Raw genomic sequence first — 23612 nt, forward strand, 5'->3', positions numbered from 1 at the left:
ATGGGCGGCCCGTATTGCTGAATGCAGGACAAAGACCTAACACTCGTCCTTACCTGACAACGTAATATAAAAAGCAAGTTCATTCATGGTAGGAGGTGATAGCATGGGATTCTTTAATGGAGATGATGTTATTGGGGTGATTCTTGTTCTCTTTATCCTCCTGGTCATCATTGCGTGTGCGTGTGATTAATTAAAACACAGCTAATCACTACGAGCCCATTCCAAAACGTGAATGGGCTTTCTTCCTGAAAACTATGTTAAAAGGCCAAATGTTCTTGTTCATTATTGTGCATCTACTCACTTTGTTTGCACAAGTCAGCAGATGATACTCCACTGTATCGTGCGAAGACAGGCGGATATCCGCTGCTTGTCCTTTTCCTATCTGCCACTTTTAGGGAAGTCAATGCCGCTCTGGCTGTAGCCAGCGGATCAAGCATTTGATGGAACTGTTTCATATTCTGTTCAAGAAAGGATGTGGCCTGCGGATAACGCAGAAGCTTATCCACCCATCCATCAACTTCTCCTTCAGTATCCATACGAATCGCCAGCTTATGTCTTATTAAAAATTCGCAATTGTTCTCTTCATGTCCAGGGAGTGGCCGATAAATAAACAAAGGAAGTCTTTTAGCTAAAGCTTCAAAACAGGTGAGCCCTCCCGCCTTTGTAATCAGCCAATCGGACGCATCCATCCATTGACTGATGCTATCGACAAACCCAAGAATGTGCACGTTCGGATGATGAAGCTCTGCCTCCAGCATATGTCTCAGATTCTCATTGTGGCCTGTACAAATAACAATTTGTAGAGAATCACGCCACTTTGCGAGAATGCTGCCTAATCGTTCCATCCCTCCCAATCCCAGGCCTCCACCCATAACCAACATCGTAGGCATATTTTCAATGCCCAGTAATTTCCGTACCTCCTGTTTGTTATGCTTTATACGAAAATTCATTGTTAAAGGAATTCCCGTAATACTAATTTTCTCTTCTGGAACCCCCATTTCTATGAGCTGTCCATATACTTCTTCTCCGGAAACAAGGTATTGATCCACCTCTGGCTGTACCCACGCCCCGTGCGCATGGAAATCTGTAATCATTGTATATAGTCTAAGCGTATAGCCCGCTCGTTTCAAGCAGGCAACGGATGAGCTGCTAAAAGGATGCGTACAAATAATTAAGTCTGGAGGAGCAGGATAAAGCATATCCTTCATCGTCCTATGAAGCATTCGGTAAATGAATGACTGCTTCCACAAAGAGAGGGGCTTGTTCTGTTTATAGTCATACACTTTACGCCATACGCTCGGATAACGGGTCACCATACTCAAATAGAAACGATATAAAAGCGCAGCTGAAACAGGATGAAGTTCACGTCCTAGTTCCAGCACTTGCACCTCAATCGAAGGATCCAGAAGCTCTATCCCTTGCATGAGTGCTTCCGCTGCTTTCGTATGTCCTACTCCGACCGCTTCCGATAAAATTAGCACATTTTTATTCAATGAAAACTCCTCCGTAGCACGAATGCATATCTTCCATATTATTTATTTGTCGGCTTCCATTTTTTCTTTTATACACAAAATCTTCCTCTAGATGTTTATTCCGCATCAAAAACACCAACACTGAAGAACATGAATACGGGAATTTATGTATATACATATGTGCACGTCTTATGTTTCATGTTTCGATATTTATATCAAGGAGATAGAGGTACACATGCATAAACAACGGACCGTTGCTCTCGAATGGGCAATTTTGTTTCTTTTTATTCTTCCTCCCCTGGGGATTGTATGGCTGATCGGAATAGGTATTTGTCATGGAGTTAATCGAATGCTACGCAAGCAAGCATTTTACCTTCTTCACCCTCCTACCTTCTTCTTTCTTGCGACATTGCTCGCTTCTATCGGAGCATGTCTTAGAACCGGACAGATCGTATACGCATGTATCCCCGTTATGGTAGCAGGCTATCTCGGTATGTACTTATACATAAAAGATAACCGTTCAGCATGGAGACTGAAGTATTTTAGTCGAATGCTTATTATCGGAGGCCTTTATATCACCATAGTGGGACAATTCCAATTACATGAAGGATACACGTATGGGGGGGATTGGCGACTCGGTATGTTGGCGGGGCTTATGCCAATGGGACTTGAAGAGACAGGGCGGCTGTTTGGCAGCGCATATAACCCTAACTTTGCTGCATTCTTACTTTTGCTATCTTTGGCCAGTCTGATTGCGGGCATTCTTCAAGCAACGGAAAATTTCAAAAAAAATAAGGCATCTTTCGTCCTTCATACCGTGCTTGCGCTTCCGATCGGAATCGCCATTATCCAGACAGGCTCCCGTACCGGCGTAGCTGTTATGGCCGTTTTGCTTATTTTATTTGCATGGAAAATGAGTCGATGGGTAAGTACGATACTGTTAGCATTTTGCTGCATTTTCCTATCCTATACAGGTTCTCTCTCAAATGTTATTCCCCGCTTTGAAAGCATGTCACAGTCGTTCGAAACAAGGCAACTCATCTGGAAATATAGCATGCAGGTGTGGCATACATCACCCATCTTTGGGGTGACACCTCTCGGATTCCAGGAGACGTACGCATTGTTTGAAAAGACGGGAATTGCCCATGCTCACAACTTGCTCCTGAGCCTTTTTTGCGAATACGGAGTACTCGGGGGCACTGCGTTTCTCTTCTTAATCGTATGGTATGTGCATAAGGCGATCAAAACGTTAATGCTATCGCAACAGCACAAAAAACCGGGATTGTTTTTCTTTTCCCTACCAATACTTCCGCTCACAGGTATCCTCGATCATCCGCTTGTCTCTCCGCAGACGGCATTGCTTGCGATTATCCTGCTCGCTGGTTGGGAACGTGAAACAGACGGTGAGGCGCGACTCAACTCTCCCGCTTCCCCTGTAAGGAGAACGAACATAGCACACATTGAACAATCGGGAAACCGATTGAAAGCTTGACAGCTCTCTTTCGTTTATTTAGCGTTAGGGATATATACGCAGAGATTCGTGTCCGACAAAGTCGGGAAAGATAGTAGAGAAAAGCAATGATGAGGAGGTTCGATGTATGGAGAACAATCAACAAATCCTTCTTGCAAGCCGTCCAAGCGGCATGCCAACAAAAGAGAACTTCGCCTTCAAGGAAGCGCCTATCCCTGAGATTGGCGTAGGTGAGGTGCTCATCCGTACCTTATACTTGTCAGTTGATCCGTATATGCGTGGACGCATGAGCGATCGAAAATCATATGTTCCGCCGTTTCCTCTTAATGAAATAATTGTAGGGGGGATCGTAGGGGAAATTATCGAGTCCAGGGCCGATGATCTGTCTAAAGGCGATGTTGTTATCGGAAATCTAGGATGGCAGCTATATAACGTCGCTAACACTGCCGAAGTGCGTAAAATCGACCCAACAATCGCTCCTATCAGCACGTATCTTGGCGTACTAGGCATGCCCGGTCTCACCGCCTACTTTGGTCTATTAGACATCGGCCAACCAAAGGAAGGGGAAACGGTGGTTATTTCCGGAGCGGCCGGAGCGGTAGGCATGATCGTCGGCCAAATCGCCAAAATAAAAGGCGCCCACGTAGTCGGCATCGCCGGTTCCGATGAGAAAATCGATTATATAACGCAGGAATTAGGCTTTGACGTGGCTATCAACTACAAGACAACGGATAATATTAGGCAAGCGCTTAAAGAAGCTTGCCCGAATGGTGTAGACGTCTACTTTGACAATGTGGGCGGTGAAATCTCTGATGCCGTTCTCTCTCTTCTCAATCATGGAGCACGTATTCCGCTGTGCGGCCAGATCTCACTATACAACCTGGAAAAACCTGATGTAGGCCCCCGTATACAATCACAGCTACTCATTAATAGCGCTCTTATGAAAGGTTTTATCGTTTCCGACTATGCGAAACAGTTTAAAGAAGGAGCCTTTCAGCTTGCACAATGGGTACAAGAAGGGAAAATAAAATACAAAGAGAATATTGTAGAAGGATTTGAGAATACGATCGATGCATTCCTCGGTTTGTTTAAAGGCGAAAATATAGGTAAACAAATTGTAAAAGTAGCAGAGCGCTCGCAGCAGTCTGATTAACTTTAGTTAAAAAAATCCTGTACCGATTCGGTGCAGGATTTTTTTAACTGGATGTAAAATTTATTATAGAATAGAAAAGTATTTATGGAAATTTGATTAAGGAGACTCTCATGAATAACACAATTCCGCCGCTTTCCACGTTTTCACCTTACCTTTCGTTCACGCGGGAAGAATGGGCGCACCTACGTGATGATGCCCCTCTTCCCCTTACGGAAGCAGAAATTAAGAATCTTCAAGGAATTAATGAGCGGCTTTCTATCGAAGAAGTAAACACGATTTATCTTCCACTTTGTCGTCTGTTAAACTTGTATGCGACAGCATCACAAAAACTGCATCAAACAACCAACGTATTCTTGAACAAACAGGAGAAAAAAGTTCCCTATATTATCGGAGTTGCCGGCAGTGTTGCCGTAGGAAAAAGCACAACTTCGCGTATTATTCAAGCTCTTCTCTCACGGTGGGACAACCATCCAAAAGTAGAGCTGGTAACGACGGATGGTTTTCTTTATCCTAACCGGATACTGGAGAGCAAAGGGCTTCTACAGCGAAAAGGCTTTCCTGAGAGCTATAACATACGTCGCCTGATGAAATTTCTGTATAATGTGAAAGCAGGAAATCCAAATGTAGAAGTTCCAGTATATTCCCACCTGGCTTACGATATCCTTCCGGATGCATGCCAGACTATTCAACAACCTGATATACTTATTGTTGAAGGAATTAACATTTTACAAACAGGAAAGCAGACCGACGAGGCTTCCGGACCTCAAATCTTCGTCTCGGATTTTCTCGATTTCTCTGTTTATGTAGATGCCAGCGAACAGGACTTGCTGAGCTGGTATTTAAAACGGTTCGAAATCTTACGAGAGACAGCGTTTCAGAATCCGGCCTCCTATTTCCACCGGTATGCCTCTTTATCCAAGGAGGAAGCACTCCAATTCGCTAGAGGGATATGGAGAGATATTAACGGCATGAATCTGCGGGAAAATATTCTGCCAACTAAATACAGGTCTACTCTCATTCTTGAAAAAGCAGCTGATCATTCAGTTGAAAAAATTCAGCTTCGAAAAATATAAGAAAAACGCGCAAAAAATCCGGAAAACTGCCATGCCCAACAGTTTTCCGGATTCTTCATTTCTATTTTCTCAGCCGCCTATCTGCGACATGCGGCGCGAGGTCGGCGTATGGGATTGTTTCTCACTGGCCAATGCCTGTGCCATCTCGTGGTTCTCCGGCTTTGCATCAATCGCACGCAGGAACATGTCCTGTATTGCTTTTTCATCACCAATACGTGGACGCACATTCCATTCATCATCCCAATACAGGCATGGCTTAATGTTGCCGTCAGCAGTAAGACGCAGACGGTTACAGTTGCCGCAAAAATGATCACTCACAGGATGAATCAAGCCGAACGTACCCATGGCTCCCGGAATGCGGTAGTTATCTGCTGGACCGTTCCCGTAGATGTCTCCGGCCGGCTCATACGTATATCCCATCTGCTTCACTTTCTCGAATACCGTATCCAGCGAGAGATATTTCGCCCGCCACCCTTCGTCATTATGGCCGATAGGCATATATTCGATAAACCGGATTTGCAGCGGTTTGTCGAGCGACAACCGGATAAAATCCTCAATTTCATCGTCATTTTGTCCTTGCATCAGCACCACATTCAGCTTCACTGGCGCAAATCCGACCCGGAGTGCAGCCTCCAGGCCATCCATTACCCGCTTCAGGCTGCCCCCGCGCGTAATATAGGCGAACCGTTCCGACTTCAAGGAGTCCAGGCTGATATTCACACGAGTCACGCCTGCTTCTTTGAGCGCCTCCGCTTTCTGTGCGAGAAAAATCGCATTCGTCGTCAGCGCGATATCTTCAATGCCCGGAATGCCGGACAGCATAGCAATCAACGTTTCAATCTCTTTGCGCACCAACGGCTCGCCTCCGGTAAGACGCAGCTTACGCACGCCCATTTTGGCGACCGCTGCTACCACTTCGGCAATCTCTTCGTAGCGGAGAATGTTCTCGCTCGGCTCAAATTCCATCCCTTCCGCCGGCATGCAATACACGCAGCGCAGGTTACAGCGGTCGGTCACCGAAATCCGTAAATAATCGTGGACGCGGCCAAATCTATCGATTAGCTTATTCATGAAGCTCGCCTCTCTTTATCGACAATTTTCATAACGGACGTACGTGCCGATGCGCGACTTTCCTCTACCCTTGCTCTTTAAGCGTTTCGTCCAATCTTATTAACTGTTTCTTTCTCTCCATACGTGCCTGCATGGCCTGATCTACTGTAATGGTCAAAAAGCGGCAGCGCGACATCGGTCTGGATTGGGCAATCAGGTCCAAATCCGTGCTAATAACCGTCCCGATTGTAACGAATCCACCGCCTGAAGTAGCGTCATTGAGCAGTACGATGACTTCGCCTTCATTCGGGACCATAAGGGCGCCGATAGGGTACGCGAAATCAACTACATTCGAGGAACTGCTACCTGCACCAAACGGAGGAGCATGCTCTTCAAAAGAAATAGATGAGCCCATATAACGATAGGCCACCCGATCCGATTCTGCCGACACGATCCACTCTGAATCCAGAAACGTCTTAATGCCCTCATCGCTTATCCGATTTCCGGATACGCCCATAACAACACGCAAATCTTTGGCATCGTCCCATGCGGGAATAAATTCAACAGGTACGTGCTTTCCAATCTGCTTAAAGGCTCCGGGAAGCGGTTCGCCAATCATTAGTTCATCTCCAACAACCAGCTTGCGTCCTTCATACCCTCCAAGCCTGCTTAGCACGTATGTGGACCGGCTTCCCAGCACTTCCGGCACCTGAATGCCGCCGGAGACACAAAGATAGCTTTTTACTCCCTTTTTGCAAAATCGAAAAGAAAGAACATCCCCTTCATCGACTGCAACCGCTTCCCACATCGGGAGAAGTCGATTATTAAGGAATGCTTGTACCGGCGCTCCCGTTAAGGCTATAATCGTTTTTTTTCCAAACTCGATGACAGGACCGAGCAGCGTCATCTCCAGTCCGGCATATTCAACCGGGTTGCCAAGCAACAGATTTCCGATGATAAAGGAATACTTATCGGCTGCGCCGGAAGGAGGAAGCCCCAGGTGGTAATACCCTTGGCGTCCCGTATCTTGTACGGTTGTCCATAACCCGCCCTCTCTGATTCGCAGCATTCAGAATCCCTCCATCAACTCCTGGATATATGCCTTTCCTTTGATTACATATTCCTGCGGTGAAAAATCGATTTGTTTCATATGATAGCGATAGGTTCCCTGCTCCACCTCTGCAACGATCTGATTATATTCTCGTTCATCAATTGGCCGATGCTTCCATAAATCTCCCGGGCGCGCTAAAAAATACGTATCTTCCAAATCTATAAGCCGCTTGTCTGCATCATAGACAGGAACTGCTGACATGCCAATTAATTGATAGCTCCCCGTTCCATTCACCGGGTATACGACGGTAAATGCTCCCCCGATGCCTACCCCTTGCCTTGGTGTATGCGTTCTCGGACTCAAATACTTAGGCGTCTGGATAATCTCTCCGGGTTCAAGACCCAGCGGGAATCCCCAGGCTGTTCCGGGCAAAAAACCTACCATCGTAATCAGGTTAGGCATCCGGGAATGCGCCTCAATGAACGCTTCTTTATCTGTAAAACCGTTTGCTTTCATAGCAAATTCAAAATTGGACAGGGTCGGTTCCTGATGCCTGTTTTTAAACCGTTCCGAGTATTGACGCGAAACTGGATCATCATACCATGTAGGAATCTCTACCATACGAATGGATAGATTTAATTCTGCCGGATCACTTTTTGTAATATCAATCTCCTTCAAATAATCCAACAAATCTCGGGGAGAAAGAATCTCGGGATTATACCGGACAAGATAAGAAGCATTAGACGGGACAATGTCAACAATTCCCGGAATATTACGCTCCCTTAGTTCGTTTACGATTGCTAACGCCTTAAAATTACTCTCTGCACTCATATCACGCGAGATTTCCGCGTATATATATTCATCTCCCCCAAAATCAAACCTTGTTTCCGGTAGCGTAAACAAGGGCTCTCCCCCCTCTCCTTTATTTCAACAGCTTATTCATCCGCCTGCTTATGGTAGCCGGGCTAACCCCGAGCACTTCTGATACCTTCAATGCTGTCCCGTACTTTTTCAGTCCAAGTTCAATCAACTGGCTTTCAAGTTCGGCTACCGCTTCCTTCAGCGGCATAAGCTCAAACACCATCGGCTGCTTGCGTCTTCTTCCCGTCTCGCCATAAAGCACCCGCAATACGTCTTCACGCTGAATGAACTCTCCCTGGCTTGTGACAAGCAGACGTTCTACGATGTTCTGCAATTCCCTTACATTGCCGGGCCAATCATAGTTCTCCAACACCTCAAGCGCTTCCGGTGAAAACCCTTTCTCTATCTGATACGAACGGGTAAACTGCTGAAGAAAATAAATGGACAGGGAAAAAATATCTTCCATCCGTTCCCGAAGCGGTGGAATGCGAATTGGAATGACATTAAGTCGGTAGTATAAATCCTCGCGGAACTCTCCACGCTCTATCATCTCTTGTAAATTTTGATTGGTAGCCGCAATAACTCGGACATCCACCGGAATTGTATGCACACCGCCTACGCGAACAATCTCCTTTTCCTGAAGCACCCTCAGCAATTTAACCTGTACATTCGGTGATAGCTCACCGATTTCATCAAGAAAAATAGAGCCGCGGTGAGCCACCTCAAACAAACCGGGCTTGCCCTTTTGATCTGCACCTGTGAAAGCCCCTCTCTCATAGCCGAACAATTCACTCTCAATCAAGTTCTCTGGTATAGCCCCACAATTTACTCGAATAAGCGCTTGTTCGCTACGACGGCTGGCCGCGTGAAGGGTTCTGGCGAACACTTCCTTACCTACCCCTGATTCCCCGGTAAATAAAACAGTCGAATCGACCCGTGCTACCCGTTTCACTTCATCTACCAGATCTTCTACAATACGAGAACGGTAAATTAACGGCTTATCTGTATGGGAAGCAGGGACGAATGGATCCGATGCATCCCCTCCCGTTGCCGTTGACGTAAGCTTTTCACGTAAACGATTTGTTTCCGTAATATCACGTGAGAGGACGACTACTTTCTCCAACTTCCCTTCATGATACACAGGCGTTGCTACTGACCAGACCTTCCGTCCGTGAATCGTATCCTGAATCATCGTTAATTTTTTCTTCTTTTTTATGCATAGATCAACGATATTCGGACGAAACATTCCTTTGTTTTCAAATTCATAGATGTTCCGGCCAATGACTGCTTCAGGTCCTTTCATCTCCCAGAATTCTTTCAGGAACGTACCGGCCACCCGCATCACTTCCCCGTTTGGGTCGACTACCAGAATTTGCTCATGGGAAGAAGCGTATACCGCTTGCAAATCAGAATACAAATTGCGTACAAATTCCAGTTCCTGCACGGCTTCCTCGAATGTCTCGCGCAGAAAAAAAATATGGATTAATCCAGTAACTTTCCCGTCAATCCGCAGAGGGGAAAAATTCCCACTAATCTGTTTGAAGTTAATCGAGCTACTTACGCTCATCAGCGTCTCGCCCTGGATGACCCGATTTATATCCTTATCCATGGTTAGCAATTTCTTATAATTACGGTTCATAAGAAAAGAACGGGACAATCCCAAAATGTTCTCTGCCGTTTCATTGATGAACTCGATTTCGAAGGCGGTATTCGTTCTCACGACACCTGCGCCGGCTCCATTCAATATTTGGTTCATATGTGTAAGCTGCAATTCGTTCATCTGATGACGGGCCTGCCAAACCGTGCTGTAGCCTGTAATGTCACCATTCGTATCGATCCCCAGCACGACAGAAATATTATGGTAGTATTCGACCGGATGCAGATGGGGAACTTTGAGGATATCCTTTCGGTATCGAATCGGCTGCTTCAGGTCCGGTATATTCCTGAGCTGTTCCAATAAGGAGTCGGTGTGGACGTAGCCAACGATGTTTTCATTCTCTGTAACAAAGGCAATGTCTGTTCCCTGCTTGTGTATTTCACGCAGTACGTCCTGCAATTCGGCTTGCCTGGTGACGATGGCCGAAATCGGGCGCAGAATTTGCTCCCAAATAATCATGCAGTACACCTCCTACCAACAACGGGCTCCTCTTTCCCCAAGTATAACAAACTATTTTTCTAAATTAAAATTATTTTCGCAATTGAAAAATTATACAAGTAGTTTATCTAGGAATCGTGTCGTATATTGACCTTTTCTGAATTCTTCGTCCCGCATGACCTTCTGAAGGAGGGGTGTATTTGTTTTTACTCCTTCTACCCTGCATGTTTCAAGTACCTTTTCCATTTTACGTATTGCATCCGCTCGATCATGTCCATGCGTGATGATTTTTCCGATCATCGGATCGTAAAACGGTGTAACGACACTTCCTTCTATAACGGCAAAGTCTAACCGTACATCATTCTCCGGTATATGCAATCTGGTAAGCGTTCCTGGAGACGGAAAGAATGTCTGCGGGTCCTCTGCATATAACCTACATTCCATAGCATGTCCGTTTCTCTTAATGTTCTCCTGTTGTAAAGGTAGCGGTTCCCCAGCCGCCAATCGAATTTGCCACTCTACCAAATCCAGCCCTGTAATCTCCTCTGTTACCGGATGTTCAACCTGCAGGCGGGTATTCATTTCAAGAAAATAAAAATTCTTCTTATCGTCAAAAATGAATTCCATCGTTCCCACAGTAACATAGCCAATTTGTTTCACGCCTCGCAGAGCAGTCTCCAAAAGCTCGGCACGAGTGTTTTCATCAAGATAAGGTGACGGACTTTCCTCAATGACCTTCTGATTTCTTCGCTGAACGGAGCATTCCCTCTCAAACAAATGCACCGCATTACCTTGCGCATCACAAGCTACCTGCACTTCGATATGACGTGGATTCGAAATCCACTTCTCCAGGAATAAGGTTCCGTCTCCGAAATAAGAAGCGGCTCGCTGCATGGTGGAATCAAATGCTTTTTGCAATTCATCTGGAGTATGCACCAACTGCATTCCGATGCCACCTCCCCCTGCGCTTGCTTTTAGCATAAGCGGATAGCCCAGGCTCTCAGCTATGAACAACGCTTCTTCCACGGAAGCGAGCTTTCCGTCCCAGCCGGGTACAACCGGTACGCCGGCTGCTTGCATTTGGCGACGAGCTTCGATTTTGCTCCCCATCAGCTCGATAATCCGCGCACTTGGCCCGATGAACACAATCCCTTCCTCTTCACAGCGACGAACAAACACCGGATTCTCAGAGAGAAAACCGTACCCTGGATGGATGGCTTTTGCTTCGGTTTCCTTAGCAACCTGGATGACCCGCTCAATATCAAGATAACTCTTTTTCGCCTGCGCCGGACCGATACAAACCGCTTCATCCGCCTCTTCCACAAAAGGAGCATCTACATCCGCTTCCGAATAAACAGCTACCGTACGGATTCCTACATGCTTGCATGTCCGTATGATGCGTCGGGCAATTTCTCCCCTGTTGGCAATTAAGATTTTATCAAAGTAACTCATGTTTTACCTACCTCCAGATGGAACAGGGACTCAAGCGGACTTGAATCCCTGCAAGAATCTTTTTTACTTCACTACGGCAACTTCCTGTCCTGCATCCACGATGTCTTCATTCTCCACACAGAACCGCTCCACTACGCCATCGGCCTCCGCTTTGATTTCATAGAAGTTTTTCATAACCTCGATTAAACCGATGACATCCCCTGCTTTTACACTATCTCCTTCATTTACAAATACATCTTTATCAGGGGACGGCTTGCGATAGAATATGCCCGGAACCGGGGAAATAATAGATTTATTCTCTGACAAAGTCATTACCTCCCATTTTCTGTAATTACTTGCTTGATCTGTGCAATCTTATCTTTCACTTCGTTTCTAGCCTGTAGCGCTTCTTCTAGCGTAACGGATACGAAACGCACTTTTTCATTGCTTTTAATCTGCGCCATTCGATTCAAATCAGCGCTGATAACCGTAGCAATTGTAGCGTAGCCGCCTCCTGTCACTGCATCATTTAAGAGAGCGATAGGTTCTACGCCATCCGGCACCTGAATGGAGCCGATCGGATACCCTAAGTCCACCACATTCGACGGATTACTCCCCGCACCGAACGGTTGCTCGCGTGGCACAAAGCCTAGACGTTCTCCTTTAAAGCGATATCCGACGCGGTTTGCTTCTGGCGTCACCGTCCACTCCTGAGACAGGAAGCTCTGCTTACCCTCCTCCGTTAAGCGATAGCTGCAAAGCCCCATAATAACCCTGATTTCATGTGACTTGGCAAACTGCGGAACCAATGCATCCGGCACACGGGTTCCAATTCGGATGGATTCACGAGTAGCATTACCAATATGAAGCTCATCTCCCTGTTGTAATGCACGGCCTTCGAACCCTCCAATACCGCACAATGTATACGTAGAACGCGATTCCATGATGACCGGCACATCCACGCCACCCGCAACGGCCAGGTACACCCGCGCTCCCTGCTTGACAAAATCAAACGATAATTGATCGCCAGACGCAACGGAAACGGTCTCCCACATGGGTATCGGTTCTCCATTGATTTTCGGCGGAATCTCCCCACCTGTTACAGCAATAACCGTATCCTCTCTAAACTCAAGCGTCGGACCCATATACGTAATCTCCAATGCTGCCGCATTCTCGTCGTTACCGACAAGCAGATTGGCAATCGTATATGAGTATTTGTCCATCGCGCCAGAGGGAGGCATACCGATTTCATAATAGCCGATACGGCCTTGATCCTGAACCGTGGTTTGAAGTCCGGGGTTAAGTACGTGAATCATTCATATAACCTCCCCAACACGTTTTCGGAGAACCGTTGCGGATTCTCGGTCACTTCATCCGGAGTGAAGGTAATCTCCTTGGTCAAATAGCGGAAGGTTCCGTCTTCCACCTGCTTTCGGATTGACTCATATTCATCCATCGTAATGCTACGATAACGGAAAATGTCGCCCTGTTTCGGGAAGGTCATTGCGTCTTTAAAGTCCGGCAGGCGCTGCTCCCTGTCGTAAATAGGGGCGGCCGCTATACCGAATAATTGATATCCGCCCGCACCCTGGACCGGATAAATGACAGCAAAAGCTCCGCCAAAACCAAATGCACGCTCCGGTGTAAAGGTACGTGGACGAACGTATTTTGGCACTTCGATCTGCTGCTCCCTCGGAACCATCTGATAGCACCAGGGCAGGCCCGGGACAAACCCCACCATAGATACAAGATAAGGAAATCCGGTGATCGCCTCGATTAGTTCTTCTTTGGATGTAAAGCCATTAATGCGGGCCGCGTATTCCAGGTCTGTAGAATTCGGGTCCTGGTGCCGTTCCCGAAAACGCATTAACGCTTCATGCGTCCATGGATCTTCGAATAAAACCGGTACATCCACTAGACGGGCAGAAATTTGAAAATCATCCAACGAGACTGATTTTTCCAAATTTTCCAATTCTGAAATGAGAGCATCCGGATGCAATTGATCAGGATCGACCCGTATCATGTAGGAAGCATTCGAAGGGCAAATATCGAGAATACCCGGAAGCTGTCTCTCTCTCAATTTCCGGGTAATAGCCATCCCTCGGAAATTCGCCTCAAGGCTCATCTCTTCCGCTAGTTCGACAAAGACAAACTCATCTCCGCCATATTCGTAACGTATCATGCGTTGCTTCACCTCTTTCAAAAATATGTACTTTTTATCTTCGTTTCTTTCAAATAGAAGCAAGAAAAATACCAACCATGAAATCCATCATAAAACCAAGCATATAGTATGGCTAGAAAGGTACTATCACTCTTTTTACTGCCCTGTTCCTTTATAGTCACACAACATTATTTTTCAAAAATGAAATCTACTTTTCACTTTTGAAACTATATTGTTTGACGTCTTGCGGTGTATCTAAATCTATTACAATTCCTTCATCTGCTACCGGCACGAGAATACGTCCGTTAAGCTTCTCCAAAATACCTTTAGCCCCTTGATCTCCCTGCAGGTAGAAGATATCAGCATACGGCGGTCTAACGAAAAATACAGGGTGCCCGATTTTTCCCTGAAATGAAGGCTGAATAACGAAGGAGCCCTGTACTTCATTCAATATAGAGCTCCCTTCTTCAAAAACGCGGCGAACAGTCTTTTCAGAAATGAAAGGTTGATCCCCAAGCAAGACCATCACTCCTTCCACCGCTTCTCCCAACGCTCGAAATCCAGCTTGAAGCGATGTACTCTGTCCCATTAGTGCATCGAGATTCACTTCCCACCTGAATCTGGTGTCTTCTATTCTGATAAGCTGGCGGATTCGTTCTGACTGACACCCCACTACCGCCACAACCTCCGTAAACTCAGCAGATAGGGCCAGCCGGATGACTCGTTCCAACATGTACTTCCCGTCCAGCTCCAACAATTGCTTAGGCTTTCCCATCCGGCTTGACGCCCCAGCCGCAAGAATTAGAGCTGCTATGTTAGGCTGCATGGACACGCCCCTTCCTACTTATTCATCCTGCAGGCATGAAGAGCCGGTTGATGAATGGCTTCCTTTCCTTGAAGAAATCCGCCATTATGACCATTTCGAACCGATAGAATTTCCGCAACAATACTTATCGCGATTTCTTCTGGTGATACCGCGCCAATATCAAGGCCGACTGGACTGTACATCCTCTCCATGCACAAAGGCGAAAATATCGTTCCTTCTTTTTCGATCGCTTCAAGCATGCGAATCTGCCGAGAGCGCGGCCCCAGCACACCAACGTACGGCGTGTCCGATGGCAGAACGAATTTTAGCGTTTCCTGATCTCGTTCCAGATGATGATTCATCACGACTACATATGTCCGCCGACCGATGCTTACCTTCTCATGAAAGGAGGAAGGATGAACGAGAATTCGATTCGCTCCCGGAAAGCGCCCTTCATCATTATAGGCGGGACGTGGATCAATTACTGTCGTTTCCCATCCCAGCGTACGGCTTATATTCGCCAGCGGAATGGCATCATGTCCGGCACCGAAAATCATCAGTTCAATCGGCGGGACATGCACATCGATGAATATCTCTACCTCTTCTCCATCTGGCAAAGTAAAAAGCTTCGTCTCCGATTTCGGAGCTTGTTCCTCCAACTTGCGCCTTGCTATTTTTACGAACCATTCATCAAGCATATATGCACCTAAGCTGCCGGCAAGCAGCCCTTCTTCAGGGACAAAAATCCGTCCTCGCTCTTCTTCCACTTCCGCATTCAGCACCGTACCGAGTACCCCGGCCTTTTTCTCCTTCATGCAGATTAACCAAGCACCAAGCGGAGCGGACGGTTTTGTATCTTCAAGCACAACAGGTTCCAAATAAAGATCCACTGTTCCTGGACAGCCTAATCCCAGGCCCCATACCACATCTTCATCCAGGGCATACTGTTTGTTCATCGCAGTTCCTTTGGCGATAACGTCTTCAGCCATCTGCACTACCTCAGGCTCCAGACAGCCACCCGAAATCATGCCGCACGTACCGCCTTGCCCATCAATGACCATCTTCGCTCCTTCGCGCCGGTACGCGGATCCTTTCACTTTCACCACGGTTGCCAGCACAGTTTGCCTTCCCGATTGCACCGCTTCTTCTATGGCCAGGGCTACCTGTAGATTTTCCGTCATCGTATCACCTCTGTCATCGTATTGATTTAAGCCATCGCAAACCGGAAAACAGGCTGTCCACAGAAGTAAATACATCAATGTAGGGCAAAGCCGTCTTCATCCCTCTCGCTTCCGGAAGATAGCCGGGCAAGGACAGCAGGGGATTAAGCCATATTACTCCTGCCGCTTTGCGACGAATGATACGCATAGCCACCTCCAACTCTTCTATGCCCCCTGTATCCAATCCATCACTGGCGATAATTACTATCGTATTCGGATTCAACAGGCGTGAGCCATAGCGTGATACAAAGGCATCTAGCGACTCGCCGATGCGCGTGCTGCCGCCCCATTCCGTTCCTTGTACTGAAAGCTTCGGCCTTGTCTTGCCAAAAGCAAGCTTAAATTGACCTGTAACCCGCTTCAAATGGGTAGAAAACAGAAACGTTTCCACCCGCTTCGCAGAACGAGTCAATGCCCAAGCGAATTGCAGCATCATCTCGGCAATGCCCGCCATGGAACGGCTCCCGTCACACAGCAGAACAAACTCCGCCTGACATGGAGGCTTCCCTTTACGAGCCAGGCTTAGAACTTCTCCTCCATATGCCACACTCCTGCGGAAGGTCTTGCGTATATCAGGTCGCACGCCATGCTTCATCGGCTTCCAGCGTCGGCTTTTACGAAGTCGCAGCTGATGTGAAAGTTCTCTTGCGCTTTTCAGCATCTCCGCTTCCTTTTCCTGTGGGATACGAGGAGTTACCGGACTGCTTACGTCATAAAGTGCAAGACGAGCGGAAAGAGAGAATCCCTTACTTTCCTCCATCTTATCGTTCGACAACGCGGCAAATGCACTTCCCGGCGCTTGCCGCTCTTGCCGTTTTCCATTCTCTCTCTGAGTGGTAAGTTCTTCCTTTTTCTTTTCATGGCCTGTATGCGCTTCTTCCGAAAACAACGGAACTCCCGTTTCGCCGTCTTTTTTATACTGAGAGTGAAAATATAGTCGATAGATACGATCGAACTTCTCCTGCTCTTCCGGATTCGAGCAAAGTACCAGCCGAAGTGCCGAATGGAAGTCGCGTTCGTCAGCCATATCAACCGCTTCAAGCGCCCGCAGGGCATCCATCGCTTCACCAGGTCCTACGTTTACGCCATTCTGGCGAAGATGTCGGCAAAAACGTAAAATATGACCCGACAGCACCCTATACATTGCCGGACATCCACCCTTCTTCTAGCGCCTGTTCAATCTGTTTCCAATCTTCCAGGTCCTTAGCGATACATCCAAGCGTTTCTTTTACGGTTTGCACATTCAATTCTCCCTGATGGAGTACAGTCAAAGCGTGTGCCCAATCCAGACTTTCCGCGACACCCGGAATTTTATCAAGCGGCATGCGGCGTATTCTCTCCATTATGCTTACAATTTGTCCTGCTAATCGCGTGTCAATGCCCGGTAATCGTGAAGCAAGAATCTCCTTCTCCTTCTCCGGCTCCGGATATGAAATCCAATGATACAGGCACCTGCGTCGCAGAGCTTCACTCAAATCCCGCGTCCGGTTGGACGTTAAAATAACATAGGGGCGATGCTTAGCGCGAAGCGTGCCAAGCTCAGGAACCGTTATCTGAAATTCGGCCAGCAGCTCCAGCAGAAATGCTTCAAATTCCTCATCCGCCCTGTCCACTTCGTCTATCAGCAGTACTGGCGAAGCATCCGCATCTGAGATTGCTTCAAGAAGTGGGCGACGAAGCAGAAAATCTGAACTGAAGATTTCCGCTTCTCTTTCCGCTGGCGTCATTTTACTTTGTTCCGTTAGTTTAAGATGAAGAAGCTGTTTCTGATAGTTCCATTCATATAACGCCGTATTCACGTCCAGCCCTTCGTAACACTGCAGCCGAATGAGTCGTGTATCCAGTACACGGGCCAATACCTTAGCGATTTCAGTTTTTCCCACGCCTGCAGGTCCTTCCACAAGCAGCGGTTTTTTCAGTGCCTTCACGAGGTGCAGCGCTGTGGCAGTCGAACGGTCTGTTACATAGCCTTGCTCTCGGAAAGCTTGTTCAATGGACATGATGTTCGTCTCGATTCGTCTCATCTCCTTCCTTCCCCAGATAACCAAGGACCCTCAGCATGGAGGGTCCGCTTGGTTACAACAATACTTGTTTTAACGCACGTTCCGTATATACGCCACAGAGATGACTTCTGTATTCTGCGGAAGCAAACATGTCCCCGCCCATCTCTGCATCTTTTGTCGCCAGCGTCGCCGCTTTGCGTATGTTTTCTTCTGTCACCACTGCACCCAACAGCGCTTCTTCTACCGAAGAAGCCCGATAGGCAACATCACTTACCCCATTAATTCCAACACGGATGAAATCCACCTTGCCGCTAGCATTTTTCCCTGCAATCACGCATACCCCAACTACCGCATAGCCTGAAGCTGGATGTTCATATTTTACATAGACGCTCTTCGTATGCGCGGGCGGAATAAGGAAAGAAACAGCGGTCAGAACACTCGTCTCAGGCAAAGCGGTCAGCAGCGGACCGAAGAAAAAACCATCGGCACTTACCCACTCTTTACCGTCTTCATCCTGCAGTTCGATCTCCGCTTCCAATGCAAGTGCAACACCTGGCAAATCAGCGGCCGGATCGGCGTGAGCGATGTTTCCCCCAACCGTGCCGCGGTTACGAACCTGTATATCTCCGATTTGGCGGGCAGTCTGTGCAAGCACAGGGATATGCTCCTGCACGAGCTGGTTCCGGACCACGTCACGATGGGTAGTAAGCGCACCAACTACCAGCCTCTCATCCTTCATCTGAACGCCCCGCAAACTGGAAATATGACTGATGTCGATTAATGTACCCGGAGAAGTCAAGCGGAATTTCATTAACGGCAGTAAGCTGTGGCCTCCGGCAAGCAACTTCCCTTCTCCTTCACTTTCCGCTAGCAACTTAATGGCGTCTTCTACCGTTTCGGCGCGGACATAGTCGAACGTGCTCGGTATCATGCTTCCTTCCTCCCTTTCTGCATCGCTTTCCAAACTTTCTCAGGCGTCAGCGGCATATCCAGATGCGTGATACCAAATGGTCGCAAAGCGTCCAATACGGCGTTGACGACCGCTGGTGGAGAGGCTGTCGTTCCCGTCTCGCCAACACCTTTAGCACCTAGTGGATTAACCGGGGAAGGCGTTTCAGTAAAGACGGTCTCCAGCACAGGAAAGAAATCGGCTTTAGGCATCGTATAATCCATGAATGTACCGGATACGAGCTGACCATTCTCCCCGTACACCGCCCCTTCCCATAATGCTTGCCCAATTCCCTGGGCCAGTCCTCCATGCACCTGACCTTCAGCAATCATCGGATTAATGACGCGTCCTACGTCATCGACCGCAATATAGCGCTTTAATTCAATTTGTCCCGTATTCGAATCCACTTCCACCACACAGATATGAGCGCCGAACGGGTATACGAAATTCGATGGATCGAAGAATGATTGGGCTTCAAGCGCGGGCTCCATTCCTTCCGGCAGGTTCCAGGCCATATTAGCCGATCTGGCGATTTCCTGGAATGTACGCTGGTGTCCAGGCACACCCTTCACCTGAAAAACACCATCGGAAAATTCAAGATCTTCGATGGACACCTCCAACTCATGGGCGGCGATTTTCTTTGCTTTTTCGGTTACACGTTCTGCTGCAATGGCTACGGCTGCGCCACCCACCGGTGTCGTACGCGACCCGTATGTGCCCCACCCCATTGGGATCATCTGCGTATCGCCGTGCAATACCTCGATATCTTCAAGCGGCACACCGAGCTTATCCGCCACAACCTGGGCGAATGTCGTATCTTCCCCCTGACCGTGCGGCGAAGCACCTGTAAGTACGATCACCTTACCGGATGGATGTACCCGTACAGTGGCATTCTCCCACTGTCCGAACTGCAGACCGATGGCTCCAGCTACCTTGGATGGTCCGAGCCCACACAATTCTACATAGGTGGAAAGCCCAATTCCCAGATAGCGTCCTTGCTTGCGTAATTCTTCCTGTTCTCGGCGCAGGTCTTCATAGTTCGCCATCTCCAGAGCCTTGTCCAATGTCAACATGTAATCTCCGCTGTCATACGTAACTGCCATCGCAGTATCGTAAGGAAACTTCTCTTTCGGAATGAAATTTTTGCGTCTTATTTCTACAGGGTCCATGCCAATCTCGCGCGCGAATGCATCAACCGCACGCTCGATTTGGTATGCTGACTCTGGCTTTCCTGCGCCGCGATATGCATCGGTCGGCGTCGTATTCGTATACACGCCATATACTTCTACCGCTGCCTGTGGAATAGCATAGGCACCGGTCACCATCAGACCAAAGCAGATGGTCGGAACGCCTGCGCCCATCGTGGATAAATAGGCTCCCATATTGGCTATATTGCGAACACGTAACGCCGTCATCGTGCCATCACGTTTTCCAGCCAATTCCACTTCAATGACTTCATCGCGGGCATGGTTTGTAGCCATAAAGTGTTCTTTGCGATCTTCCATCCATTTGACAGGTCGCTTGAGATGACGGGCGGCATAAGCTACGACCGCTTCATCGGCATACACACCGATTTTGGCTCCGAATCCGCCGCCGACATCGGGCGCTATGATACGCAGCTTGGATTCCGGGATATCAAGCACCTCCGCATATACCATCCGGTGAATGTGCGGATTCTGTGATGTACACCACATCGTCATATCTCCGCTACCCGAATTGTATTGAGCTACAGCTGCTCTCGTTTCCATCGGATTCGGTACAACCCGCTGTTCATAATACCGCTCACGGACCACAACTTCTGCATTGGCGAATGCTTCATCCGGCACTTCTCCCGCTTTCCAAAGAAAAGCAAGATTATTCTCCACATCTTCATGCACTAGTGGCGCGCCATCCTTCAGCGCCGCCTCCTGTCCGGTAACGGCCTTCAGTTCTTCATACTCCACCTCGATCGCATCGAGTGCATCGTATGCCGCATAGCGATCCTCCGCTACTACCATAGCCACTCCCTCACCTACGTACAGCACCTTATCGACTGCAAGGGGGCTACGATCTTTCGCTTTCAGGTTGCAACCTGGCACGTACCAGGATGTCGGTACAGACTTCATCCTTCCAACCAGGTCCCCTCCTGTATAGATCGCTACAACACCTGGATGCTTTACAGCCTGACTGACATCGATCCGCTTAATTCGGGCATGGGCATGCGTACTTCGCAGAAACGCCGCATACAACATGCCAGGAAGCTTAATATCGTCCGTGAAATTCCCGTTACCGGTAATCAGCTTAGGATCTTCTTTACGTTTGATCCGCGTTCCAATCATGCTTGCCATCCTTATTTGCCTCCTCCCGTATGTAGAGTTCCGACCTTTTCCTCACGTTTGGCTTCGGCCATACGCTGTGCCGCATCTTGGATTGCGCTAACGATATACTGATAACCTGTACAACGGCATATTACACCCTTGAGGCCTTCACGGATTTCCTTTTCCGTAGGCTCTGGATTTTCTTGCAGTAGACCCATCGTAGCCATCATGACACCTGGCGTACAAAATCCACATTGCAGTCCATGCTTTTCCCAAAACCCTTCCTGAATCGGGTGCAGCTGCTCCATGCTGCCAAGCCCCTCCACTGTCGTTACTTCTCCCCCGTCCGCCTGAACAGCAAGAACGGTACAGGATTTGACAGCTTCGTCATTTAACATAACCGTACAGGCTCCGCACTGCGTCGTATCACAGCCGACATGTGTTCCCGTCAAATCTAGTACATCGCGCAAATAGTGAACAAGCAGCAAGCGCGGCTCCACTTCTGTCGTACGCTGAACCCCGTTTACTTTTACTGAAATCTTCACTTTTTTTGCAGACACGTATGGCCACCTCCATATGGGATTCATTAGCATTGCGTTTGTCGTTGTTTCATTTCCTTGTCCATGGCTTTAAAGAACTGTCCCAGCACGACTTTTGCTGCACCATTCATAATGCGTTGACCGACAGAAGCGAGAACACCTGTCACCTGTACGTCAGCACTACAGGTTAATTTGGTTCCCTGTTCCGCTTCGTCCAGCTTCATATCAGCAACCGCATCGATCTCACCCGGCTTTCCTTTACCACGTACCAGAAGGCGATAATAAGAAGGTTCCTCCTGATTTATTTGCTGGACCTCTCCGGTAAAAATGCCTTTCACCGGACCAATGCTTACACCCATCTCCGCATGATACACATCGTCCTCTCCATGCTCGAATGCTTTGCATCCAGGCAAGGAAGCACGAAGCGCATCTTCATCCTGAATGACGTTCCATACTACTTCTCTCGGCATGGCAAAAGTGTATTCGTATTCGATTTTAATGGTAGCCACTCCTCTCTTTAGTCAAAAAAATTTATTTATTCACTAAATTTTATATTTTGCAAATTTAGTGCCAAGAGATATGTATAGTTTTTTGTGTACTTGCTCTCTTTGCTTCTTGTTTTTATTTCATAATCGAAAAACAACGTTTCATAATTGAAAAAAATAACAATAAAAAAAGCTATCCCTTTATATGTGTCTACTTAACAAAAGGGATAGCTATATAATTAGGAAAGCTGATAGCTTTTTTTCCGATAATATAATAGTATACAACCGAATAAAAAAATCAGAACGCCTCCCCCAACTAGGACCGGATAGTCTTTCTTTAAAAAATCGGTCCCAGAGGGCGATACGCTCGCTTGGGCAAGAAGCGGCACGCTTTCTAACTGTTTGCCTTTATAGTACACATCGACATATCCGCCAAGCTGCCCTTTTGTAACGCCTTCCGTCGGGGTCGTCCAACGTGTGCGTAACTCATAGGAAGGGCCCGCATCTGTACGTTGCGGTATATGGATCGGTTCCGCTAAAGCGAAAGGTACAGGTGAACCGAAAATTACTTGTTCTCCTATAACATCCCCTTTTTCTTTTACCGTTATTAGCTTCATTTTATTTTTCGCGTACGCTACCATTTTTTGAATATCTTCATATTCATCTACTTGATTGGACTGCATATCAACGGCAATATAGCGTATACCGTTCTCTTCGAATACTTCCACAAGGTTATTTCCAGCCGCACGGGTAAATCCCGTTTTCCCGGCGATGACAAGCGGATTATCATGGATTTTGCTAGGGTTTTTTATATGAACCTCTCTCATGTTCGTATGGATATCCGTCTCTTTTGTCCCCATTGCTTTTAACACCTTTGGATGCTTCAATGCTTCACGGACGAGAAGGGCTACATCATACGCTGTCGTATAGTGCGCCGGATCATGCAAACCGTTCGGCGTAACGAAATGCGAGTTTTTCAATCCTAGCTGTTCACTTTTCTCGTTCATTAACTGCGCGAACTTCTCCTTTGAGCCCGCTATATGTTCGGCCACTGCCATAGCTGCATCATTAGCACTAATTACCATCATTGCATACAAAGCATCTCTTTTCGATAGCTGCTCTCCGGGATTCAGCAAGAAATACCTGTTGCTCCCCTCTTGCTCCGAAGCCGACAGACTGGTGGTAACCGTCGCATTGTCCTGTACCTTTTCATCCAACAAGATAGCGGTCAAAACCTTGGTAAGGCTCGCTGGATATGCTTTTTCACTGGAAGCCTTCTCGAATAATACTTCTCCGGTATCCGCTTCCATAACAATGGCATGCTTTCCTATAACAGCAGGAGGGGAAGAATCGGCCAAAGCTCTAGGTATCATCATGCTGCTGTTATATAAAAGAAGAAATGCACTGCAGAAAGCGCAAATTGTTTTTCTCCACATTTTATGCATCCTGTTCCTCGTCTCTATAATTAAGTACTAGATAAATTACACTTGATAGTT

Annotated in this window: 21 protein-coding genes; 3 read left to right on the top strand and 18 right to left on the bottom strand. The window is 47.5% G+C overall.

All coding sequences use genetic code 11. The annotated features are described in order from the left end of the window. Positions 1–293 precede the first annotated feature (293 nt). On the bottom strand, positions 294–1493 hold the full coding sequence (locus AF333_RS19300; RefSeq protein WP_074715196.1) for an MGDG synthase family glycosyltransferase: 1200 nt from the start codon (positions 1491–1493) through the stop codon (positions 294–296). A gap of 214 nt (positions 1494–1707) precedes the next feature. Between AF333_RS19300 and AF333_RS19305 the strand changes: the two genes are divergently transcribed. The 3 genes from AF333_RS19305 to coaA all read left to right on the top strand — a co-directional run bounded on the left by AF333_RS19305 (position 1708) and on the right by coaA (position 5169). Further along, entirely contained in the window at positions 1708–2964 is a 1257-nt protein-coding gene (locus AF333_RS19305) for an O-antigen ligase family protein (protein WP_043063393.1), read from the top strand. A gap of 106 nt (positions 2965–3070) precedes the next feature. Then, on the top strand, positions 3071–4096 hold the full coding sequence (locus tag AF333_RS19310) for an NADP-dependent oxidoreductase (RefSeq protein WP_043063394.1): 1026 nt from the start codon (positions 3071–3073) through the stop codon (positions 4094–4096). Between the two features lie 110 nt (positions 4097–4206). After that, on the top strand, positions 4207–5169 hold the full coding sequence (coaA, locus tag AF333_RS19315) for a type I pantothenate kinase (protein ID WP_043063395.1): 963 nt from the start codon (positions 4207–4209) through the stop codon (positions 5167–5169). Positions 5170–5238: 69 nt separating this feature from the next. On the opposite strand, the gene moaA is transcribed toward coaA, so the two are convergent. The 17 genes from moaA to AF333_RS19400 all read right to left on the bottom strand — a co-directional run bounded on the left by moaA (position 5239) and on the right by AF333_RS19400 (position 23552). Continuing rightward, entirely contained in the window at positions 5239–6240 is a 1002-nt protein-coding gene (gene moaA, locus AF333_RS19320; protein WP_053432722.1) for a GTP 3',8-cyclase MoaA, read from the bottom strand. A 64-nt stretch (positions 6241–6304) separates the two neighbouring features. Continuing rightward, complete coding sequence (locus tag AF333_RS19325) at positions 6305–7288, bottom strand: 5-oxoprolinase subunit C family protein (RefSeq protein ID WP_043064818.1); 984 nt, start codon at positions 7286–7288, stop codon at positions 6305–6307. Continuing rightward, the gene (locus AF333_RS19330; protein WP_043064817.1) at positions 7289–8173 is read right to left on the bottom strand and encodes a 5-oxoprolinase subunit B family protein; all 885 of its coding nucleotides are present in this window, start codon (positions 8171–8173) and stop codon (positions 7289–7291) included. Positions 8174–8192: 19 nt separating this feature from the next. Then, positions 8193–10247 carry a sigma 54-interacting transcriptional regulator gene (locus AF333_RS19335; RefSeq protein ID WP_043064816.1) on the bottom strand — a complete coding sequence of 685 codons (2055 nt, stop codon included), beginning with the start codon at positions 10245–10247 and terminating at the stop codon, positions 8193–8195. A 90-nt stretch (positions 10248–10337) separates the two neighbouring features. Then, on the bottom strand, positions 10338–11678 hold the full coding sequence (locus AF333_RS19340; protein WP_043064815.1) for an acetyl-CoA carboxylase biotin carboxylase subunit: 1341 nt from the start codon (positions 11676–11678) through the stop codon (positions 10338–10340). 63 nt (positions 11679–11741) lie between these two features. Then, entirely contained in the window at positions 11742–11990 is a 249-nt protein-coding gene (locus AF333_RS19345) for an acetyl-CoA carboxylase (protein WP_043064814.1), read from the bottom strand. Further along, on the bottom strand, positions 11990–12973 hold the full coding sequence (locus AF333_RS19350) for a 5-oxoprolinase subunit C family protein (RefSeq protein WP_043064813.1): 984 nt from the start codon (positions 12971–12973) through the stop codon (positions 11990–11992). Before AF333_RS19350 ends, AF333_RS19345 begins: the two co-directional genes overlap by 1 nt. Next, positions 12970–13839, bottom strand: a complete 870-nt coding sequence (locus AF333_RS19355) for a 5-oxoprolinase subunit B family protein (protein ID WP_139188942.1) — start codon at positions 13837–13839, stop codon at positions 12970–12972. The genes AF333_RS19350 and AF333_RS19355 overlap by 4 nt, the downstream gene beginning before the upstream one ends. Before the next feature lie 187 nt (positions 13840–14026). Next, positions 14027–14644, bottom strand: a complete 618-nt coding sequence (locus tag AF333_RS19360) for a nucleotidyltransferase family protein (RefSeq protein ID WP_043064812.1) — start codon at positions 14642–14644, stop codon at positions 14027–14029. 14 nt (positions 14645–14658) lie between these two features. Then, positions 14659–15804, bottom strand: coding sequence for an XdhC family protein (locus AF333_RS19365; RefSeq protein ID WP_043064811.1), 1146 nt, complete (start codon positions 15802–15804; stop codon positions 14659–14661). A gap of 13 nt (positions 15805–15817) precedes the next feature. Further along, entirely contained in the window at positions 15818–16987 is a 1170-nt protein-coding gene (locus AF333_RS19370) for a vWA domain-containing protein (protein ID WP_043064810.1), read from the bottom strand. Further along, positions 16980–17867, bottom strand: a complete 888-nt coding sequence (locus tag AF333_RS19375; protein ID WP_043064809.1) for an AAA family ATPase — start codon at positions 17865–17867, stop codon at positions 16980–16982. Before AF333_RS19375 ends, AF333_RS19370 begins: the two co-directional genes overlap by 8 nt. Before the next feature lie 52 nt (positions 17868–17919). After that, entirely contained in the window at positions 17920–18777 is an 858-nt protein-coding gene (locus AF333_RS19380; RefSeq protein ID WP_043064808.1) for an FAD binding domain-containing protein, read from the bottom strand. After that, positions 18774–21122, bottom strand: a complete 2349-nt coding sequence (locus AF333_RS19385; protein ID WP_043064807.1) for a xanthine dehydrogenase family protein molybdopterin-binding subunit — start codon at positions 21120–21122, stop codon at positions 18774–18776. Before AF333_RS19385 ends, AF333_RS19380 begins: the two co-directional genes overlap by 4 nt. Positions 21123–21124: 2 nt before the next feature. Next, complete coding sequence (locus tag AF333_RS19390; protein ID WP_302847937.1) at positions 21125–21652, bottom strand: (2Fe-2S)-binding protein; 528 nt, start codon at positions 21650–21652, stop codon at positions 21125–21127. Between the two features lie 26 nt (positions 21653–21678). Next, complete coding sequence (locus AF333_RS19395; RefSeq protein WP_235496660.1) at positions 21679–22101, bottom strand: CoxG family protein; 423 nt, start codon at positions 22099–22101, stop codon at positions 21679–21681. Between the two features lie 254 nt (positions 22102–22355). Beyond that, positions 22356–23552, bottom strand: a complete 1197-nt coding sequence (locus tag AF333_RS19400; RefSeq protein ID WP_052811875.1) for a D-alanyl-D-alanine carboxypeptidase family protein — start codon at positions 23550–23552, stop codon at positions 22356–22358. Positions 23553–23612: the final 60 nt, after the last annotated feature.

Origin of the sequence: Aneurinibacillus migulanus, from assembly GCF_001274715.1 — a bacterium.
Lineage (GTDB): Bacteria > Bacillota > Bacilli > Aneurinibacillales > Aneurinibacillaceae > Aneurinibacillus > Aneurinibacillus migulanus.

What these genes read in the sequence shown, in the direction of transcription:
- AF333_RS19305 (WP_043063393.1), top strand. Translation starts at nt 1,708, where the DNA reads ATGCATAAACAACGGACCGTTGCTCTCGAATGGGCAATTTTGTTTCTT.
- AF333_RS19310 (WP_043063394.1), top strand. Translation starts at nt 3,071, where the DNA reads ATGGAGAACAATCAACAAATCCTTCTTGCAAGCCGTCCAAGCGGCATG.
- coaA (WP_043063395.1), top strand. Translation starts at nt 4,207, where the DNA reads ATGAATAACACAATTCCGCCGCTTTCCACGTTTTCACCTTACCTTTCG.
- moaA (WP_053432722.1), bottom strand. Translation starts at nt 6,240, where the DNA reads ATGAATAAGCTAATCGATAGATTTGGCCGCGTCCACGATTATTTACGG.
- AF333_RS19325 (WP_043064818.1), bottom strand. Translation starts at nt 7,288, where the DNA reads ATGCTGCGAATCAGAGAGGGCGGGTTATGGACAACCGTACAAGATACG.
- AF333_RS19335 (WP_043064816.1), bottom strand. Translation starts at nt 10,247, where the DNA reads ATGATTATTTGGGAGCAAATTCTGCGCCCGATTTCGGCCATCGTCACC.
- AF333_RS19340 (WP_043064815.1), bottom strand. Translation starts at nt 11,678, where the DNA reads ATGAGTTACTTTGATAAAATCTTAATTGCCAACAGGGGAGAAATTGCC.
- AF333_RS19345 (WP_043064814.1), bottom strand. Translation starts at nt 11,990, where the DNA reads ATGACTTTGTCAGAGAATAAATCTATTATTTCCCCGGTTCCGGGCATA.
- AF333_RS19350 (WP_043064813.1), bottom strand. Translation starts at nt 12,973, where the DNA reads ATGATTCACGTACTTAACCCCGGACTTCAAACCACGGTTCAGGATCAA.
- AF333_RS19355 (WP_139188942.1), bottom strand. Translation starts at nt 13,839, where the DNA reads ATGATACGTTACGAATATGGCGGAGATGAGTTTGTCTTTGTCGAACTA.
- AF333_RS19360 (WP_043064812.1), bottom strand. Translation starts at nt 14,644, where the DNA reads ATGCAGCCTAACATAGCAGCTCTAATTCTTGCGGCTGGGGCGTCAAGC.
- AF333_RS19365 (WP_043064811.1), bottom strand. Translation starts at nt 15,804, where the DNA reads ATGACGGAAAATCTACAGGTAGCCCTGGCCATAGAAGAAGCGGTGCAA.
- AF333_RS19370 (WP_043064810.1), bottom strand. Translation starts at nt 16,987, where the DNA reads ATGTATAGGGTGCTGTCGGGTCATATTTTACGTTTTTGCCGACATCTT.
- AF333_RS19375 (WP_043064809.1), bottom strand. Translation starts at nt 17,867, where the DNA reads ATGAGACGAATCGAGACGAACATCATGTCCATTGAACAAGCTTTCCGA.
- AF333_RS19380 (WP_043064808.1), bottom strand. Translation starts at nt 18,777, where the DNA reads ATGATACCGAGCACGTTCGACTATGTCCGCGCCGAAACGGTAGAAGAC.
- AF333_RS19385 (WP_043064807.1), bottom strand. Translation starts at nt 21,122, where the DNA reads ATGGCAAGCATGATTGGAACGCGGATCAAACGTAAAGAAGATCCTAAG.
- AF333_RS19395 (WP_235496660.1), bottom strand. Translation starts at nt 22,101, where the DNA reads ATGCCGAGAGAAGTAGTATGGAACGTCATTCAGGATGAAGATGCGCTT.
- AF333_RS19400 (WP_052811875.1), bottom strand. Translation starts at nt 23,552, where the DNA reads ATGTGGAGAAAAACAATTTGCGCTTTCTGCAGTGCATTTCTTCTTTTA.